Source organism: Verrucosispora sp. SN26_14.1 (genome assembly GCF_004307965.1).
In the GTDB taxonomy this organism is placed as follows: domain Bacteria; phylum Actinomycetota; class Actinomycetes; order Mycobacteriales; family Micromonosporaceae; genus Micromonospora.
Genome location: NZ_SISL01000083.1, coordinates 1 through 17,548, shown reverse-complemented (window position 1 = coordinate 17,548; position 17,548 = coordinate 1). Strand labels below are relative to the sequence as shown.

At 73.0% G+C, this 17,548-nt stretch carries 13 protein-coding genes; 12 read left to right on the top strand and 1 reads right to left on the bottom strand.

What is annotated here, in order from left to right; translation table 11 throughout:
• Nucleotides 1–344: 344 nt before the first annotated feature.
• Nucleotides 345–3,086: a beta-L-arabinofuranosidase domain-containing protein gene (locus tag EYA84_RS10960; RefSeq protein ID WP_131052926.1), complete on the bottom strand. Its 2,742-nt coding sequence runs from the start codon at nt 3,084–3,086 to the stop codon at nt 345–347.
• Between the two features lie 455 nt (nt 3,087–3,541).
• Between EYA84_RS10960 and EYA84_RS10955 the strand changes: the two genes are divergently transcribed.
• The 12 genes from EYA84_RS10955 to EYA84_RS10900 all read left to right on the top strand — a co-directional run.
• On the top strand, nt 3,542–4,750 hold the full coding sequence (locus EYA84_RS10955) for an MFS transporter (protein WP_236145702.1): 1,209 nt from the start codon (nt 3,542–3,544) through the stop codon (nt 4,748–4,750).
• A 49-nt stretch (nt 4,751–4,799) separates the two neighbouring features.
• Nucleotides 4,800–5,690: a bifunctional helix-turn-helix transcriptional regulator/GNAT family N-acetyltransferase gene (locus tag EYA84_RS10950; protein WP_131052925.1), complete on the top strand. Its 891-nt coding sequence runs from the start codon at nt 4,800–4,802 to the stop codon at nt 5,688–5,690.
• Between the two features lie 62 nt (nt 5,691–5,752).
• Nucleotides 5,753–7,381: an acyl-CoA dehydrogenase family protein gene (locus tag EYA84_RS10945; protein ID WP_131052924.1), complete on the top strand. Its 1,629-nt coding sequence runs from the start codon at nt 5,753–5,755 to the stop codon at nt 7,379–7,381.
• Nucleotides 7,382–7,626: 245 nt separating this feature from the next.
• Complete coding sequence (locus EYA84_RS10940; protein WP_131052923.1) at nt 7,627–9,738, top strand: cellulose binding domain-containing protein; 2,112 nt, start codon at nt 7,627–7,629, stop codon at nt 9,736–9,738.
• A 133-nt stretch (nt 9,739–9,871) separates the two neighbouring features.
• A complete protein-coding gene (locus tag EYA84_RS10935) occupies nt 9,872–10,765 on the top strand; it encodes a dienelactone hydrolase family protein (RefSeq protein ID WP_131052922.1) in 894 nt (297 codons plus the stop codon).
• A 234-nt stretch (nt 10,766–10,999) separates the two neighbouring features.
• A complete protein-coding gene (locus EYA84_RS10930) occupies nt 11,000–11,827 on the top strand; it encodes an ABC transporter ATP-binding protein (RefSeq protein ID WP_131052921.1) in 828 nt (275 codons plus the stop codon).
• Complete coding sequence (locus tag EYA84_RS10925) at nt 11,824–12,537, top strand: ABC transporter ATP-binding protein (protein ID WP_131052920.1); 714 nt, start codon at nt 11,824–11,826, stop codon at nt 12,535–12,537. The genes EYA84_RS10930 and EYA84_RS10925 overlap by 4 nt, the downstream gene beginning before the upstream one ends.
• Before the next feature lie 28 nt (nt 12,538–12,565).
• A complete protein-coding gene (locus tag EYA84_RS10920) occupies nt 12,566–13,444 on the top strand; it encodes a branched-chain amino acid ABC transporter permease (protein WP_131052919.1) in 879 nt (292 codons plus the stop codon).
• The gene (locus EYA84_RS10915; RefSeq protein WP_131052918.1) at nt 13,441–14,565 is read left to right on the top strand and encodes a branched-chain amino acid ABC transporter permease; all 1,125 of its coding nucleotides are present in this window, start codon (nt 13,441–13,443) and stop codon (nt 14,563–14,565) included. Before EYA84_RS10920 ends, EYA84_RS10915 begins: the two co-directional genes overlap by 4 nt.
• 14 nt (nt 14,566–14,579) lie before the next feature.
• Nucleotides 14,580–15,851, top strand: a complete 1,272-nt coding sequence (locus tag EYA84_RS10910) for an ABC transporter substrate-binding protein (protein ID WP_131052917.1) — start codon at nt 14,580–14,582, stop codon at nt 15,849–15,851.
• A gap of 120 nt (nt 15,852–15,971) precedes the next feature.
• Entirely contained in the window at nt 15,972–16,619 is a 648-nt protein-coding gene (locus tag EYA84_RS10905; RefSeq protein WP_131052916.1) for a TetR/AcrR family transcriptional regulator, read from the top strand.
• A gap of 58 nt (nt 16,620–16,677) precedes the next feature.
• Nucleotides 16,678–17,548, top strand: an 871-nt coding sequence (locus tag EYA84_RS10900; protein ID WP_161594946.1) for an AAA family ATPase, incomplete at its 3' end; no start/stop codon positions are given.

The following is a 17,548-nucleotide window of genomic DNA, read 5'->3' as shown; positions in this document are numbered from 1 at the left end:
CAGCGCGGCGGTCGCGGTGAGGGCGGTGGCCCGCCGACGCCGGATCGCGGCGCGGGACCGCTGGGCCGGGGCGCGACGGCCGACGGTGAGCATCCGTCTGAGGAGGGGCCGGAGGCGGGGCGTGCGAGAGCCGACGAACACCTGCATACGAGCTCCAGAGGCGAGGTGACGGGCCCCTAGCTTGTTAGCGCTAACATGGATCGTCAAGAGTTTCCGCGATACTCGTCTGAAATGTCCGCGTAACACCGTCGTCGATGCGTACTGGGCGCGCTCCCATGGGCCGGGCCGTCCGGTGCGGGTGTCGAGGGTGGCTCTGACGCGCCTCGACACCCGCACCGTCCTGGCTAGACGAACCGCCAGAGGTTGGCGTTGCCGCCGGTGTCGTCGGCGAGCACGATCTGGGCCCCCTGGGCGGACGAGGAACCGCTGACGCCGAGAACGCGTCCGCCGGTGCCGGACTGGATCCGGAAGGCGCCGGCGGAGCCGTACCGCAGCCGCCATCGGTTGGCTCCCGCGCCGTTGTCGGCCCACTGCACCACCCGCGTGCCGGCCCCGGTGCCGCTGTTCTCCAGCCCCAGCACCTTGCCGCTGTGCGAGTTGCGGAACCGCAGGTAGCCGTTGCTGTCCACGAGCGCGGTCCAGAGGTGGTCGGCGGTGCCGGTGTCGCCCCACTGGATCACCAGACCACCGTCGGCCGTGGACATGTTCTGCACGCCCAACACCTGGCCGCTGCCCACGTTCTGGATCCGTCGCGCACCGTTGGGGAGGAACCGCCACTGGTTGTCCGGCGTGCCGTTGTCCGGGTCCTGCACCACCCGGGCGCCCTGGGCCGTCGAGCCGTTGAGGACGGCGAGCAGCTTGCCGGTGTGCCCGTTGCGGATCTTGTGGGAGCCGTCGCCCACGTCCACCACCGTCCACCGGTGGTCGGCGGTGCCGGTGTCGCCCCACTGCAGGACCTGGGCGTTGTCGGCGGTGGACATGTCCTGCACGCCGAGGACCTTGCCGCTGTGGGCGTTGCGGAACCGCACCGCCGCGCCGTCGACCACGAGCTGCCAGTCGTGGTCGGCGGTGCCGGTGTCGCCCCACTGCAGCGCGGGGGCGCCGTCGGCGGTGGACATGTTCTCGACCCCGAGGACCAGTCCGCTGGCGACGTTGACCAGCCGGAACGTCGCACTACCGGTGCCGCCCTGGCCGCCGGCGCTCCAGTAGACGGTGTAGTTGTGGCCGTGCGCGTCATAGAACGGGATCAGGTTGACGGTGGCGCCGTTCGCGGTCGCGGTGAAGGTGAGCGCCGTGCTGCTGGTGCGGGTCACCGAGGCGGTCACCAGGGCGGGCAGCGCCGACAGCGCGGTGTTGCCATAGTTGCCGGAGAGCACCGTCGGGCCGTACCGCAGCGCCACCACGGTCGAGTTGTCGTTGGTCGGCTCCGCGACAACCCGCATCGGCAGGCGGACGGTCACCGTGTCGCCCGAGGACCAGTTGCGGGTCAGCGCGGCGTACGTGCCCGGTGCGGTGGCGATGTTCTGCGCCGTGCCGTTGACGCTGACCGTCGCGCCCTGCGTCCAGGCCGGGATGCGGATCCGCATCGTCCACGATCCGCCGACGCTGCCGGTGACGGTCAGCGTGGTGGTGTCGCCGGCCGGGAAGCTGGTGGACTGGGTGACCGTGATGCCGCGCTGCGACCAGGTCAGCACCGACGGCATGAACAGGTTCACCGTCAGCGTGCTGCCGTTGTGGAAGTAGATCGCGTCCATCAGCGTGGTGTTGCTCTCCAGGCCGGTGCCCTGGCAGCACCAGAAGGAGTTGTAGTCGGTGCTCCAGGTGCCGCCGCCCCAGGCCGGACCCACGCCGCGACGGCCACCCGGTTGCAGCGGCGTGAAGTAGGTGACGTGGCCGTGGGCGTCGGCCGGGTTCTGCGCCCCGATCAGGTGGTTGAGCAGCGCCCGCTCGTAGAAGTCGAAGTACGCGACCCGGTTCGGGTCGAGCAGCCACAGCTCCCGGGTCAGCTTGAGCATGTTGTACGTGTTGCAGTGCTCGCAGGTGTCGTTGCGCAGGTACCCGGCGATGGCGTTCGGTGCCCGGAAGTGTTCGGCCTGGCTGTTGCCGCCGATCGCGTAGGTGCGGGTGTTGACGGTGAGGTTCCAGGCGTTGCCGGCGATGTCGCGGTACCGGGTGGTGCCGGTCGCCTTGAACTCCCGGGCCGCACCGATCCACTTCGGGATCTGGGTGTTGGCGTGCAACCCGTTGAGCTGGTCGGAGTTGGCGGCGAGCGGGTTGAACACGGCGGCGTGGTCGAAGCGCTGGGCAGCGGCCAGCCAGCGCGCGTCGCCGGTCTGCTGGTACAGGTCGGTCAGCACCGCGTTCATGCCACCGAACTCGGTGCCCAGCATGGCCTGCATCTGCGCGGAGCTGAGCCGCCCGGTACGCCAGTCCACCCAGCCGGCGAGCGCCAGCAGCACGTCGCGGGCCTGGGTGTTGCCGATGTGCCGCCACACGTCGAGCAGCCCGGCCATGGTCTTGTGGATCGTGTAGTACGGCACGTTGCCGTTGCTGAGCGTGCGGTTCTCCACGGCGGTGAAGTCGGACTCGGGATAGCCGCAGAGGTATCCGGTGTTGAACCCGGCCGCCGCGTTGTTGGCCTGGCACTTGGCCAGCTCGGCCACCATCAGGTTGGCCTTGTCGCGGCACGTCGTGTCGCCCAGCACGGCCCACATCTGTGCCCAGGCGGTCAGGAAGTGCCCCTGGGAGTGGGTCCGGAAGGGGAAGGACGGCGCCTCCCACCCGCCGAGCGCCGCAGCGCCGCCGGTGGAGAGGCGGTGGTTGGCGCGGAAGTTGTAGAGCAGCCGGTTGACGTCGACGAAGCGCAGGTAGGTCAGCGTCCGGTTCTGGTTGTCCAGCCACCGGCTGGCGGTCAGCCGGACCTGACCCGGGTCGAAGGCGTACGCGGAGACGCCGATGTCGGGCCGGGCCGGAGGGATCGCCGCACCTGCGGCCTGGCCGCCCAGCACGGGGCCGACGGTGCCGGCGACGGCCGCCACGCCGGCGGCCTGGAGCAGGTGACGACGGTTCAGGGAAGGGTGGGGCATCAGGACCTCCGGAGTCGGGACGGGCGTCGGTCGGGCTCGTCCGGGGGCGGGGTGGCGGCCGGTCGAGCCGTACGGGAGGCCATGTCCGGGTGGGGGGTGCCGGTGTCGAACCCCCGGCGGCGGGCCACGGGCGGACCCGTCACGGGGGCGGCGTCGTGTGCGGTCCGTGACGACGTGGGTGCCTCGGACGTCTTGCCGCCGAGGTCCGACAACCTATGCACCTAGTTCGATGTTAGCGCTAACGTAGCGGTCTGTTAACACGTGCGCAAGCCTCCGATTTCCGGGAGATGGCACCGGAAACCGGTCGGCAACGCGCCTGCGGCCGGGTGCCTGCGAAGCCGCGGAGCCGTTTGACCCTCGACCCGGTCGAGGCCGCACTCTCCGTGCCGGGAAGCCGGGCCGGCGCCGCACCCGGTGGCGCCGCCGGTCCCGTCGACGGGGGGGGGAACGTGAAAGTGGCGGGTGGTCGGGCGACGGTGCCCGGCACGTACTGGGCCTGGCTCGGCGGGACCGCGGTGAGCCTGGTCGGCGTGCAGGCCCTGGCGTTCGCGATGGCCTTGGTGGCGGCCGGGTACGGCGGTCGCTTCGCCGCCCTGGTGCTGACCGCGATCAACCTGCCCCGGGCGCTGCTGCTGATGGCCGGTGGTGCGGTGGCGGACCGGGTCGGACCCTGGCGCGTCATGATCGTCTCCGACGCGGCGATGGTGGTGGTGACCCTGTCGCTGGCCCTCGCCGCCTGGTCGTCGACCGACCCGCGCCCGCCGCTGTTGATCGCCGCCCTGGCCACCGGCGTGGTGGACGCCTTCCATCTGCCCAGCAGCGGGTCGATGCCGCGTCGCCTGGTGCCGCCGGCCGTCCTGGCGCCCGCGATGTCGGCACGCCAGCTCGCCGGTCAACTGGCCCTGTTCGCCGGCCCGGCCCTCGGCGGTCTGCTCCTCGCGTCGGTCGGCCTCGCCGGTGCGGCACTGGTCAACGCCGCGACCTTCGCGGTGATGCTGTCGATTCTGGTCGCCCTCCACCGCCGGTACCGGTCGACCGACGACGCATCCGCGTCCGGTCCGGAGGCGGCACCGGTGTGGCGGGCCGCCCTGGACGGGCTTCGCGTCGCCGCCACCCACCCCGCCCTGCGCCCCACGTTGCTGCTCACCGGAGCCGCCGCAGCGTTCCTGCTGCCGGTCTCGTCCCTGTTGCTGCCGTTGCTGGCCCGCGAGCGCGCGTGGTCACCGTCGGCCACCGGCACGGTCGTCGCCGGCCTCGCTGCGGGTACCGCCGTCGTCGCAGTGACGGTGCTGGTGCGGGGCGCGGCATCCCGGCCGGGCGCGACGGCGGTCGCCGGACTGCTGACAGCCGCCGTCGGGATGGTCGCCCTGGCGGTGGGTGGCGCGCCGGGATGGTCGGTCGCCGCCGCGGCCACCGTCGGCGTCGGGTCGGGCCTGTTCGCCACCCACGTCGGCCCGCTGATCCTGGCCGCCGCCCCGGCGACACACCTGGCCCGGGTGCAGTCCGTGCTGGTACTCGGGCAGAGCCTGCCGCTGCTGCTGACCACGGCGCTGCTCGGCACCGTCGCCGAGATCGCGGACGCCTCGCTGGTGCTCCACGGCTGCGCCGGAGCGCTCACGGTGTCCGCCCTGACCGCGTTGGCCTCACCGGTGCTGCGCGGATGACGGGGCCGGTCCTGGTGCGGTCCAGATCACCTGACTAAAGTCAGCAATCGTGGATCGTGGACTGGTCGACGTGGTGCGGCGCTTCAACCGCACCGTCACCCAACGGGTCGGCGCACTCGACGACGACTACCTCGCCCGCCACCGGCCCCTGGGGCAGGCGCGGCTGCTCTGGGAGATCGGCCCGGCCGGAGCCGAGGTGGCCGCGCTGCGTACCCGGCTGGATCTCGACGCCGGTCACCTGAGCCGGCTGCTCCGCACCCTGGAAGCGGCCGGGCTCGTCGTGGTCGGTCCCGGCGACGGCGACCGACGCGTCCGTGCCGCTCGCCTCACCGAGGACGGGCACGCCGAGTGGAACCTGCTCGACCACAGGTCCGACGAGTTGGCCTGGTCGATGCTCGCGCCGCTGACCGACGGGCAGCGCGGCCGGCTCACCGCCGCCATGGCCGAGGTCGAGCGGCTGCTGATGGCGTCATTGGTCGGCATCGCACCCTGTCATCCCCGCGACCCCCGGGCGCGGGCCTGCCTGCGGGCGTACGTGCGGGAGCTGGACGAGCGCTTCGAGGCGGGTTTCGACCCGGGCGGCGACGACGAGCCCGACCTCGTCGAGCCGGACGGATTGTTCCTGGTCGCAACGCTCGCCACCGAACCGGTGGGCTGCGGCGGACTGCGTTTCGACCCCGGCGCGCCCGCCGAGATCAAACGCCTGTGGGTGTCCGGGTCGGTACGCGGACTCGGGGTCGGCCGGAGGTTGCTCACCGAGTTGGAGCGGCACGCCGTGGCGGGCGGGGCGGACGCCGTACGCCTCGACACGAACGGCGCTCTCACCGAGGCGATCCGGCTCTACCGCAGCGCGGGCTACCACGAGATCCCGCGCTACAACGCCAACCCGTACGCGCACCACTGGTTCGCCAAGTCCCTGACGGCCACGGGCCAGGGTTGACGGCTCCGCCTCGGGAAACTGGATGATGGTTCGCGCCCGCACCGCCGAGGGGAGTCCCGCACGTGGCCACGCACGAGGTGTTCAACCAGGTTCCGCCGTTGGTCGGTCACGACGTCGCCGACGACCCGGCGCTGCTGGCCGGACTGGCCCGCGAGGGCGCCGACTGGGCAACGGCAGACCTGCATGAACTCGGCCGACTGGCGGGCGGCGAGGCCGCCGCCGAGCACGGTCGGCTGGCCAACGAACACCCGCCGACGCTGCGCACCCACGACCGCTACGGCCGCCGGGTCGACGAGGTGGAGTTCCACCCGTCCTGGCACGAACTGATGCGGACCGCCGTCGGCCACGGGCTGCACGCCGCGCCCTGGGCCGACCCGCGCGCCGGCGCACACGTCGCCCGCGCGGCGGGGTTCTACACGTGGCGGCCGGACGCCGGTCACGGGTGCCCGATCTCGATGACCTATGCCGCGGTGCCGGCGCTGCGGCACGCACCGGAGCTGGCCGACCGCTACGAGCCGCTGATCACCGCCCGGGTGTACGACTTCGGGCTGCGTGAGCCACTGGGCAAGCGGGGACTGCTGGCGGGCATGTCGATGACGGAGAAGCAGGGCGGCTCCGACGTCCGCGCGAACACCACCACCGCGCGCCCCCAGGCCGACGGCAGCTACCGACTGGTCGGGCACAAGTGGTTCACCTCGGCACCGATGAGCGACCTGTTCCTGACGCTGGCCCAGACCCCGGAGGGACCGACCTGCTTCCTGCTGCCCCGGGTGCTGCCCGACGGCAGCCGCAACCCGATGCGGCTGATGCGCCTGAAGGACAAGCTGGGTAACCGGTCCAACGCCTCCGCCGAGGTCGAGTACGACGACGCGGTCGCCTGGCGGGTCGGTGACGAGGGGCGGGGTGTCCGCACCATCATCGACATGGTCAACCTGACCCGGCTGGACTGCGTGATCGGCGCGGCGGCCGGGATGCGGCAGGGCGTGATCACCGCGGCGCACCACGCGGCGCACCGGCGGGCCTTCGGCCGCTATCTCGCCGACCAGCCGCTGATGCGCAACGTCCTGGCCGACCTGGCGGTCGAGTCCGAGGCGGCGACCGTGCTGATGATGCGCCTCGCCGGGGCGACGGACCGCTCCGTGCGAGGTGACGCGGTGGAGACGGCGTTCAAGCGGATCGCCCTGGCCGTCGGCAAGTACTGGGTCTGCAAGCGGTGGCCGGGGCACGCCGCCGAGGCCCTGGAGTGCCTGGGCGGCAACGGTTACGTCGAGGAGTCCGGGATGCCCCGACTGTTCCGCGAGTCGCCGCTCAACTCGATCTGGGAGGGCTCCGGCAACGTCGCCGCGCTGGACGTGCTGCGGGCGTTGACCGGGCAACCCGAGGTACGGGCCGCGTTCGAGGCCGAGGTGGGCATGGCGGCCGGGGCGGACTCCCGGCTCGACGCGGCGGTGCACCAGCTCCAGGTCGCCCTGGACGACCCGGTGGACCTGGAGGTGCGGGCCCGTCGGGTGGTCGAGCAGTTGGCCCTGGTGGTGCAGGGCGCGCTGCTGGTGCGCCACGGTCATCCGGCCGTCGCCGACGCCTTCTGCGCCTCCCGCCTCGGCGTCGACCGGGGGCACGCGTACGGCACTTTGCCGGCCGGCGTCGACTTCGCCGCGATCATCGACCGGGCCACCCCCAAGGTGGCCTGACCGCCGACGTCGCCACCGAATCGGTCCGGCGCGTCGTTGAGTCCACGTCGGAGCGTGTGGGATTCTGATGCGTCGATGCCGGTCGCGTGAGCGCGCTGACCGTCGCCTCAGGGGCACCCGGAGCCGCCACGGCCTCCCGGGAGGCGGCGGACGAGCTGTTGTCGTGGCGTCCGCCCGCGTCCGGAGCTGCCTGCCTCGGACGCCGGGCCGGGCGGGTCGCCGCCGTGAACACACGAAGGACGACCATGACCATCTCGAACAGGCACGGTGTTCGACCCCTGAACCCGCCGTTGCGACTCTCCCGGCGCGGCCGAGCGGCCCTGGCGGCGAGCCTGCTGCTCGCCACCGGCGCGCTGCTCGGTGTCGCGCCGCCCAGCGTCGGCGCGGCGACGGCACCGGTGGCGGTGACGGTGAACGCGCGGGCCGGGCTGGCCGCCGTGCCGGACACCGCCCTCGGCGTGAACCACGCCATCTGGGACTCGCAGTTGGGCACCACGGAGACGTCGGACCTGCTGCGCGCGGCCGGCGTGCAGATGATGCGGTACCCCGGCGGTTCGTACGCCGACATCTACCACTGGCGTGACCACACCGCACCGGGTGGGTACGTCGCGCCGAACACCGACTTCGACACCTTCATGGCCGGGGTACGCCGGGCCGGCGCCCAGCCGATGATCATCGCGAACTACGGCACCGGCACGCCGCAGGAGGCGGCCGAGTGGGTGCGGTACGCCAACGTGACCAAGGGATACGGCGCCCGCTACTGGGCCGTCGGCAACGAGAACTACGGCAACGGCCACTACGGATCGGCCTGGGAGGCCGACGAGCACCCGGACAAGAGCGCCACGTACTACGCGAACCTGGTGGTCGAGTACGCCGACGCGATGAAGGCCGTCGATCCGGACATCAAGGTCGGCGCGGTGCTGACCATGCCGGCGAACTGGCCGGACGGGCTGACCGCCGGTGCCGACCCGGGACCCTGGAACCAGACCGTCCTGTCGATCGCCGGACCGAAGATCGATTTCGTCGACGTGCACTGGTACCCGGGTGGCAGCCCGGCCGAGTCGCTGCCCCGGACCAGCCACATCACCGACGCGGTGCACCTGCTCCGGCAGCAGATCAGCCGGTACGCCGGACCGGACGCGGACCGCATCGGCATCAGCCTCACCGAGGTGAACGTGACCGCCGAGGGGATGACCAGCCAACCGGCCGCGTTGTTCCTGGCCGACGCCTACAGCGCGCTGCTCGCCAACGGGGTCTTCACCGTGCAGTGGTGGAACGTGCGCAACGGCATCGGCAAGGTGACGACCGTGGCCGGGCAGACCGACTACGGCGACTTCGGGATGCTCTCCAGCGGCACCTGCACCTCGGACGGGTCGGTCTGCGAGCCGCCGCTGAACACGCCGTTCGCGTCGTACCACGGGCTGACCATGATGAGCCGGTTCGCGCGGACCGGCGACCAGTTCATCCGGGCCGGCACCAGTGACCCGCTGGTCGCCGCGCACGCGGTGCGCCGCGCCAACGGGGAGGTCGCGGTGCTGCTGATCAACAAGGACCCGGAGAACGCGCGGGAGGTCAGCGTCGACTACGCCGGGTTCGCCCCGTCGGCCGCCGCGCCGACCGTGCACACCCACACCAACGGCGCCACCGCCGTCACCACCGCGCAGTCCGGCAGCGCGACCAGCCGGACCCTGCCGCCGTACTCGCTGACCACGCTCGTGGTGCGTCCGGCCGCCGCGCCGGGCGGTCAGCCGGGCGCACCCGGCCGACCCACGGTCGACGACGTCACCCACCGCAGCGCGACCATCTCCTGGCCGGCGGCCACCCGGGGCGCCGCCCCGATCGCCAAGTACGAGGTGTACCGGCAGTACGGCGCGGTCAGCGAACAGCTCGGGGAGACCTCGGGCACCAGTCTCACCGTGGACAACCTCGCCCCCGGCGCCCGGTACACGGTCAACGTGTTGACCCGTGACACCACGGGTCGGGTCTCCTGGTCGTCCCCGCCGCTCACCTTCACCACCGGCAGCCCGGCGAGCAGCACCTGCGCCGTCCGCTTCGCCAGCACCACGGACTGGGGCAACGGTTACGTGGCCGACGTCGAGGTGGCGAACACCGGGACGAGTGCGGTCGACGGCTGGACGCTGACCTGGACCTGGCCGACGAGTTGGCAGCAGGTCAGCAGCGGCTGGAACGCGAACTGGGAACAGGTCGGCACCGCCGTGCGGGTGACCGCCACCGACGACAACCGCCGGATCCCCGCCGGGGGGACGGTCGGCACCGGGTTCGTCGGGGCGTACAGCGGCCCGAACGTGACGCCGACCGCCTTCCGGCTCAACGGCACGCTCTGCTCGGTGCGGTGAACCGGGCCGGGGTCGCCGGTGGGCAGCGTCCACCGGCGACCCCGATGACTGGCGATTTTGCCGATGCGGTGCTGGTCGGACATCTCGAACACTGATCGCAGTCGATACCGCCCGGACCGAGGGAGTGCCCGACGTGCGATCCTCCACCACCACCCGTTCCCGTTTCCGTCCCCTGGTGGCCCGGCTGGCGACGGCCGCCGTGCTGGCCGCCACCGGCGGCCTCGTCGCCACCGGCGCGCCCGCCCACGCCGCCAGCCCGTACGAGCGCGGGCCGGCACCGACCGACGCGATCCTGGAGGCGAGCCGAGGCCCGTTCGCCACCTCCTCGACGAGCGTCTCCTCGTTGAGCGTCAGCGGCTTCGGCGGCGGCGTGATCTACTATCCGACCAGCACCAGCGAGGGCACCTTCGGTGCGGTCGCCATCTCGCCCGGCTACACCGCCTCCTGGTCGAGCCTGGACTGGCTCGGCCCCCGGATCGCCTCGCACGGGTTCGTGGTGATCGGCATCGACACCATCACCCGTCTCGACCAGCCGGCCAGCCGGGGGCGCCAACTCCTGGCCGCGCTGGACTACCTGACCCAGCGCAGTTCGGTACGCGGCCGGGCCGACGCCAGTCGGCTGGCGGTGGCCGGTCACTCGATGGGCGGCGGTGGCAGTCTGGAGGCCGCCGCGAGCCGACCGTCGTTGCAGGCCGCCGTGCCGCTGGCACCCTGGAACCTGAGCAAGAACTGGTCGAACCTGCGGGTGCCGACGCTGATCATCGGCGCGGAGAGCGACGGCGTCGCCCCGGTCGCCTCGCACTCCGAGCCCTTCTACACCAGCATCCCGGCCTCGGCGGAGAAGGCGTACCTGGAGCTCAACAACGCCGGGCACTTCTTCCCGAACACGGTGAACACGCCGACCGCGAAGCAGGCGGTGTCCTGGCTCAAGCGGTTCGTAGACGACGACACCCGGTACGAGCAGTTCCTCTGCCCGGGACCGAGCGGCCTGGCCGTCGAGGAGTACCGCAGCACCTGCCCGCACTGACACCGACGCCGGGGCGGCCGTCGCCGGCCGCCCCGGACGGGCGCCGCCGGTCCGCCGATCGGCGGCTTCGCTGTGCATGGACAGTGCACAAAGGCCGACTGATGGCACGTCCCGTCGCATCGGGCGGCGGCCTTGCCTGCGCGGATGTCACGGACGGCGAGGGCTTGACGTCAACTTTGTGAAACGTACACTCCGAGTGTAATTAGTTTGGCGCCGACGCGAGGAGGTGGGTCGATGACCGACGGCCTCGCGATGCACGGCATCGGCGTGCGGTTCGGCGGCCTCACGGCGCTCGACGACGTCTCGCTGCGGGTCTCCCCGGGCGAGGTGGTGGGCGTGATCGGTCCCAACGGCGCCGGCAAGACCACGCTGTTCAACGTGGTCTGCGGCTTCGTCGCCCCGCACCGGGGCACGCTCACCCTGGACGGTCGACCGCTCCGGCCCGCACCGCACCGACTCACCCGGCTGGGCATCGCCCGGACGCTCCAGGGGACCGGCCTGTTCACCGGCCTCAGCGTGCTGGAGAACGTGATGGCCGGTGCCACGCACACCAGCCGGACCGGCCTGCTACCGGCGTTGCTCGGGTTGCCCCGCAGCGACCGCGACGAGCGCCGGCTGCGTCGGCACGCGATGACCGTCCTGGACGAACTGGGTGTCGCGGGGTACGCCCCGGCGGCACCCGACACCCTGCCCCTCGCCATCCGCCAACGCGTCGGCCTGGCCCGGGCACTCGCCGCCCGCCCCCGGCTGCTGCTGCTCGACGAGCCCGCCGGAGGGCTCGGCGGCGAGGACGTGGACGCCCTGGCGGACCTGGTTCGCGCGCTCCCGCACCGGGCCACCGACCCCTGTGCCGTCCTGCTGGTGGAACACCACATGGACCTGGTGATGGCGGTCTGCGACCGGATCGTGGTGCTCGACTTCGGCCGGGTCGTCGCGACCGGAACGCCGGAGCAGGTCCGCGAGGACCCGGCCGTGCTGGACGCCTACCTCGGCGCGGCCGTGCCCCAGAACGCGGCGACGGTGCCGCAGGACGCGGCGCGCCCCGGTGGGGCCGAGTCGTGAGCGGGCCGGCGGCCCTGCTGAGCGTCGAGGCGCTGGCCGTCGGGTACGGCCCGGTGCCGGTGCTGCACGATGTGGACCTGCGGGTCGCCGCCGGCACCATCGCCGCCGTGCTCGGCGCCAACGGCGCCGGCAAGACCACTCTGCTGCGGGCCCTGTCCGGCGTGCTGCGTCCCACCGCCGGCACGGTCCGCTTCGCCGGTGAGGACCTGCGCGGCACCCGGGTCGAGCACCTGGTCCGGCGCGGCGTGGCGCACGTGCCGGAGGGGCGTGGCGTGATCGGCGAGTTGACGGTGGAGGAGAACCTGCGGCTGGGCGCGCTGTGGCGGGCGGACCGGGCGGACGCCGCCCGCGCCCTCGACGAGGTCTACCACCTCTTCGCGCCGCTGGCCCGGCGGCGACGCCACCTCGGCCACCAGCTCTCCGGCGGTGAACGGCAGATGCTGGCGCTCGGACGGGCCCTGGTGGCCCGACCCCGGCTCCTGCTGCTCGACGAACCGTCGCTCGGCCTGGCACCCCGGGTCGTGGCGCAGACCATGGCGCTGCTGCGGCGGCTCCGCGACGACACCGGGCTGACCGTGCTGCTGGTCGAGCAGAACGTCCGCAGCGCGCTCGCCGTCGCCGACCAGGGCATCGTGATGGCGCTCGGCCGGGTGGTGCTCACCGCCCCGGCGGACCGGCTCCGCGCCGACACCGACCTGCGCCACGCCTAGCTCGGGTTCTGACGCAGAAGGAGGATCGTTGGACCGCTTCCTCTTCCTCACCCTCGACGGCCTGTCCCGAGGGGCGGTCCACGCGGCGTTCGCCCTCGCCCTGGTGCTCATCTGGCGGGCCGGTCGCATCGTCAACTTCGCCCAGGGGGCGATGGCCGTCGCCGCCGCGTACGTCGCGTACGCGGTGACCGCCGCCACCGGCTCGTACTGGGCGGGGTTCGTCGCCGCGCTGGTCGCCGGCGTGCTGCTCGGCGCACTCGTCGACGTGGCGGTGATGCGGCTGGTGGACCACCGGTCACCGCTCAACCCGGTGATCGTCGCGCTCGGGCTGGTGCTGCTGATCCAGGCCGTCCTCGGCATGATCCACGGCAACGAGTACCTGCCGGTCCAGGCACCGTTCAGCCGGACCGCGCTGACCGCCGGCGGGTTGGCCGTGCTCTCGCCGTACGACCTCTTCGTCCTCGCCACCGTCGGCGTGGTCGGCGCGACCCTGGTCTGGATCTTCACCCGGACGGCGGTCGGGTTGCGGATGCGCGCGGCAGCGTTCGCGCCCGAGGTCTCCCGGCTGCTCGGGGTCGACGTGGCCGGGATGCGGACCCTCGGTTGGGCGCTGGCCTCCGGTGTCGGTGCCCTGGCCGGGATGCTGGTCGTGCCGACCGAGTTGGGCCTGCACCCGCACGCGATGGACCTGGTCTTCGTCACTGCGTTCACCGCGGCGGTGGTCGGCGGGCTGGACAGCCCGCCCGGCGCCGTCGTCGGCGGCCTCGGCGTGGGCCTGCTGCTCTCCTACGTCAGCGGGTACGCCGGTGGCGACCTCATTCCCCTCGCGGTGCTCGCCCTGCTGCTGGCGGTGTTGCTGCTGCGACCCGGTGGCCTGTTCGCCCCGGTGAACGCGAGGCGGGTGTGAGCGCCACCCGGGTGGCGTCGCCGCCGCGTCCCGCCGTCGACCCGCCCGCCGGACCCCGCTCGGTGCCCACCCTGCTGCGACACCTCGCCGTCGCGCTCGTCGCCGCACTGGCGGTGCTGGTCCTCAGCTACCAGCTCGACCCGTTCCGCAACTTCCAACTCGCCACCGTGGCCGCCTACGTCTGCGCGACCGCCGGTCTGACCGTCCTGACCGGACTGTGCGGGCAACTCTCCCTGGGGCACGGGGCGTTGATGGCCGTCGGCGCCTACACCGTCGCGCTGTGCCAGCACGCCCTCGTCGACCGGGGCCTCACCTCCGGTGCCCTGCTGCCGGTGTCGCTGGGCGCGGCGGTGCTGGTCACCGTGCTCGTCGGGGCGGTCGTCGGGGTGGCCGCCGCCCGGTTGCGCGGCCCGTACCTGGCCGGGCTCACCCTGGCCGTCGCGGTCGTGGTGCCGGCCTCGGCGGTCACCTTCGACGGTCTCCTCAACGGTGAACAGGGCCTGACGGTGCCGACCGCCCCCGCCCCGGCGGCCCTGGGTTTCGCCTTCCCCTACGAACGGTGGCAGGTGTGGCTGGCCGCCCCGGCGGCACTGCTCTGTCTGGTGCTGCTGGCGAACCTGGTCCGCAGCCGGTACGGCCGTGCCTTCCGGGCGGTACGCGACGACGAGGTGGCCGCCCGCCTCGCCGGCATCCACGTGGCGCGTACGCAGGTCGTGGCGTTCGTGGTCAGCGCCGCCGCCGCCGGTCTCGGCGGTGCCCTGCTGGCGGTGCTGGCGCAGAGCGTGTCGCCCGGCGCGTTCGGCCTGACCCTGTCGCTGTTCCTGGTGATGGCCGTGGTCATCGGCGGTCTCGGTCGCCTGGCCGGCGCGGTGTGGGGCGCCGTCGCGCTGGTCGCCCTGCCCGACCTCGCGCACTCGGTGACCGACCTGCTCACCCTCGCCCCGACGACCGCCCGACGGCTGGAGGGCAACCTGCCGTTGGCGATCTTCGGCAGCACGTTGATCGTCGTCATGATCGCCGCGCCCGGTGGCGTGCAGGGCGCGCTGTCCCGCCTGGGCCGGGCGCTGCGGAAGCGACGGCCGACACACCCCACCCACCACCCCGCACCACCGGACCGATGAAAGGTCGGTGTCCCATGCGATCCACGACCCGGCGCTCCCTCGCCACCGCCACCGCCGTCGTCCTGCTGGCCGGCTCCGTGGCCTGCGGCGGCGACGATCCCGCCGGCACCGTCCCCGGTGTCACCGACACGGAGATCGTCGTCGGCACCCACATGCCGCTCACCGGTCCGGCGTCGGCCGGCTACTCGAAGATCGCCCCCGCCACGAAGGCGTACTTCGACCACGTCAACGCCAACGGCGGCGTGCACGGCCGGAAGATCACCTACAAGGTCGTGGACGACGGGTACAACCCGGCGAACACCCAGCAGGTGGTCCGGCAACTGGTGCTCCAGGACCGGGTCTTCGCGATCCTCAACGGCCTCGGGACGCCCACCCACACCGGCGTGCTCGACTTCCTGCACACCAACCGCGTCCCGGACCTCTTCGTCGCCTCCGGCAGCCGCAACTGGGACCAGCCCGACCGCTACCCGGGCACGTTCGGCTTCAACCCGGACTACACCGTCGAGGGCAAGATCCTCGCCCACCACGTCCGGACCACGCTGCCCGGCCGGAAGGTCTGCTTCCTCGGGCAGGACGACGACTTCGGGCGGGACGCCCTGGTCGGGGTGGAGCAGGTGCTGGGTGCCGGTGCGATCGTGGCCCGCCAGACGTACGTCACCAGCAACACCAACGTGGCACCGCAGATCGGCGCGTTCAAGGCGGCCGGCTGCGAGGTCGTCATCCTGGCCACCGTGCCCGGCTTCACCGCGCTCTCCGTCGGCACGGCCGCCCGGTTGGGCTTCCGGCCGCAGTGGCTGGTCTCGAACGTCGGCGCCGACCAGCCGACCCTGGCCCGCCAGCTCGGCGACGCCGCCGGCCTGCTGGAGGGGATGGTCGGGCTCAACTACCTGCCGATGCCGACCGACACCGCCGACCCGTGGATCCAGCTCTTCAGCAGGGTGAACGCCGAGTACAACGGCGGCGCGGACCTCGACGGCAACGTCATCTACGGCATGGCGGTGGGTTACCTCTTCGTGCAGGTGCTGCTGGCCGCCGGGCCCGAGCTCACCCGGGACGCGCTGCTGGCGGCCGTCGCCGAGGGCGGCTACCAGGGGCCGGGTGTGGCGCCGCTGCGGTTCTCCGCCACCGACCACTCCGGGTACGGCGGCGGCCGGTTGAGCCGGGTCGACGGGGGCGTGCAGCGCTACTTCGGCCCGACGTACCAGACCGACGAGGCGGACGGGCCGGTCGCGGAGTACACCGTGCCACCGGTGACGCCCCCGGCCGACGGGGTGCCGACGATCTGACCGCCGATACTCCGACCCGCCGGACACACGGCACGGCATATCGGGCGCAAACCCCCGCCGTGGCACGCGTCTAGACTCGGCTCGCACAACGGAACGTGACGGTGGGGGAGGCGGGCGCGGATGGGTGGGGCCGAGGCAGCGGGTCGGGCGGCGACACCGACGGCGGCCGAGGCGACAGGCCGCGTCGACGGACGGACCGCCCGGGCCGAGCGCACCCGGGCGGCCATCGTGGAGGCGCATCTCGCCCTGATCTCCGAGGGTGACCTGCGCCCGACCGGTGAGCGCATCGCCGAGCGGGCCGGGATCTCGCTGCGGACCCTCTGGACCAACTTCAAGGACATGGAGACCCTGTTCGAGGCGAGTGGCCGGGAACTGCTCCGCCAGCAGGACGCCGCCTGGCGGCCGATCTCGCCGACGTTGCCGCTGGCCAAGCGGGTGGACGCGTACTGTCGGCAGCGGGCCAGGCTGTTGCAGCTGATCGCACCGGCGGCACGGGCCGCCCAGATGCGCGAGCCCTTCTCCGCGCAACTCCGCCGCAACCGGCTCAAACACCTGGCCCGGGTGCGCGGCGAGGTCGAGGAGCTGTTCGCCGCCGAGTTGGCGCGCGCCGGTGCCGGTCGGGAGCAACTGGTCCACGCGGTGGTGGCGGCGAGCACCTGGCCGGCCTGGTCGACGCTGCGCGACGGTCTCGGTCTCGGCGTGGACGCCGCCCGTGCCGTGCTGTCCCGCACGGTGGAGGCCCTGTTCAGGACCGTCGTCGAACCCTGACCCCCTTTCCAAGCCGCCCGACGTGGGTGAGACTCGATGCATGGTTAATGCATCACGAGTGCAAATAACCTTCATCTGCGGACGGCAGCACGAGTGCCGACAGATCCAGGACCTGCTCGCCACACCACCGGGGGCGGCGTTGCTGCTGCACGGTGAGCCAGGCGCCGGCCGCACCACCCTGCTGGCGTACGCCCACCGGCACGCCGGCGGGCGGACGGTGCTCAGTGCGGCCGGGCTGGCCGACGAGGCGGAGCTGCCCTATGCGGGCCTGCAACGGCTGCTCGACCCGGTCCGTGACCACGCCGTCGACCTGCCCGAGCGGCAGCGTCGGGTGCTGCGCCGCGCGCTGACCGGGGACGGCTGCGGCGACGACGACCAGCTCGTCCTCACCATGGCCGTACTCGGACTCCTGGGCCGGGCCGCCCGGGAGCGTCCGCTGCTGTGCACCATGGACGACCTGGACACCGGCGACGCGCCGACCGCCCGGATCCTGGCCTTCGTGGCCCGGCGGTTGCGGCACCTGCCGGTCACCCTGCTGCTCACCGCCGGTGACGGCAGCCGGGTGGCCGGGATACCCAGCCGCCGGCTGCCGCCGCTGGACGAGACCGCCAGCCGTGCGCTGCTCGCCGACCGGTGCCCCGGCCCGCCGCCGCCGGAGCCGGTGCTCGCCACGCTGGCCGCCGTCGGCGCGGGCAATCCGCAGGCCCTGGTGGACCTGGGCGACGCGCTCACCCCGGGCCAGTGGCTCGGACGGGAACCGCTGCCGGGGGCGCCGCCCACGGACGGCAACCTCGGCCGCGCGTACCGGGCCATGCTGGACCGGCTGCCCGCCGACACCCGGCGCGTCCTGCTGCTGACCGCACTCGCCGCCGACATCGGCTCCGGCGTGCTGGCCCGTGCCGCCCGGGCCGCCGGCACCGCCGTCGAGG

Bases quoted from the DNA above. Each gene is read 5' to 3' on its own strand.
- EYA84_RS10930 (WP_131052921.1), top strand. From the start codon at position 11,000: ATGACCGACGGCCTCGCGATGCACGGCATCGGCGTGCGGTTCGGCGGC.
- EYA84_RS10905 (WP_131052916.1), top strand. From the start codon at position 15,972: ATGGGTGGGGCCGAGGCAGCGGGTCGGGCGGCGACACCGACGGCGGCC.
- EYA84_RS10910 (WP_131052917.1), top strand. From the start codon at position 14,580: ATGCGATCCACGACCCGGCGCTCCCTCGCCACCGCCACCGCCGTCGTC.
- EYA84_RS10940 (WP_131052923.1), top strand. From the start codon at position 7,627: ATGACCATCTCGAACAGGCACGGTGTTCGACCCCTGAACCCGCCGTTG.
- EYA84_RS10960 (WP_131052926.1), bottom strand. From the start codon at position 3,086: ATGCCCCACCCTTCCCTGAACCGTCGTCACCTGCTCCAGGCCGCCGGC.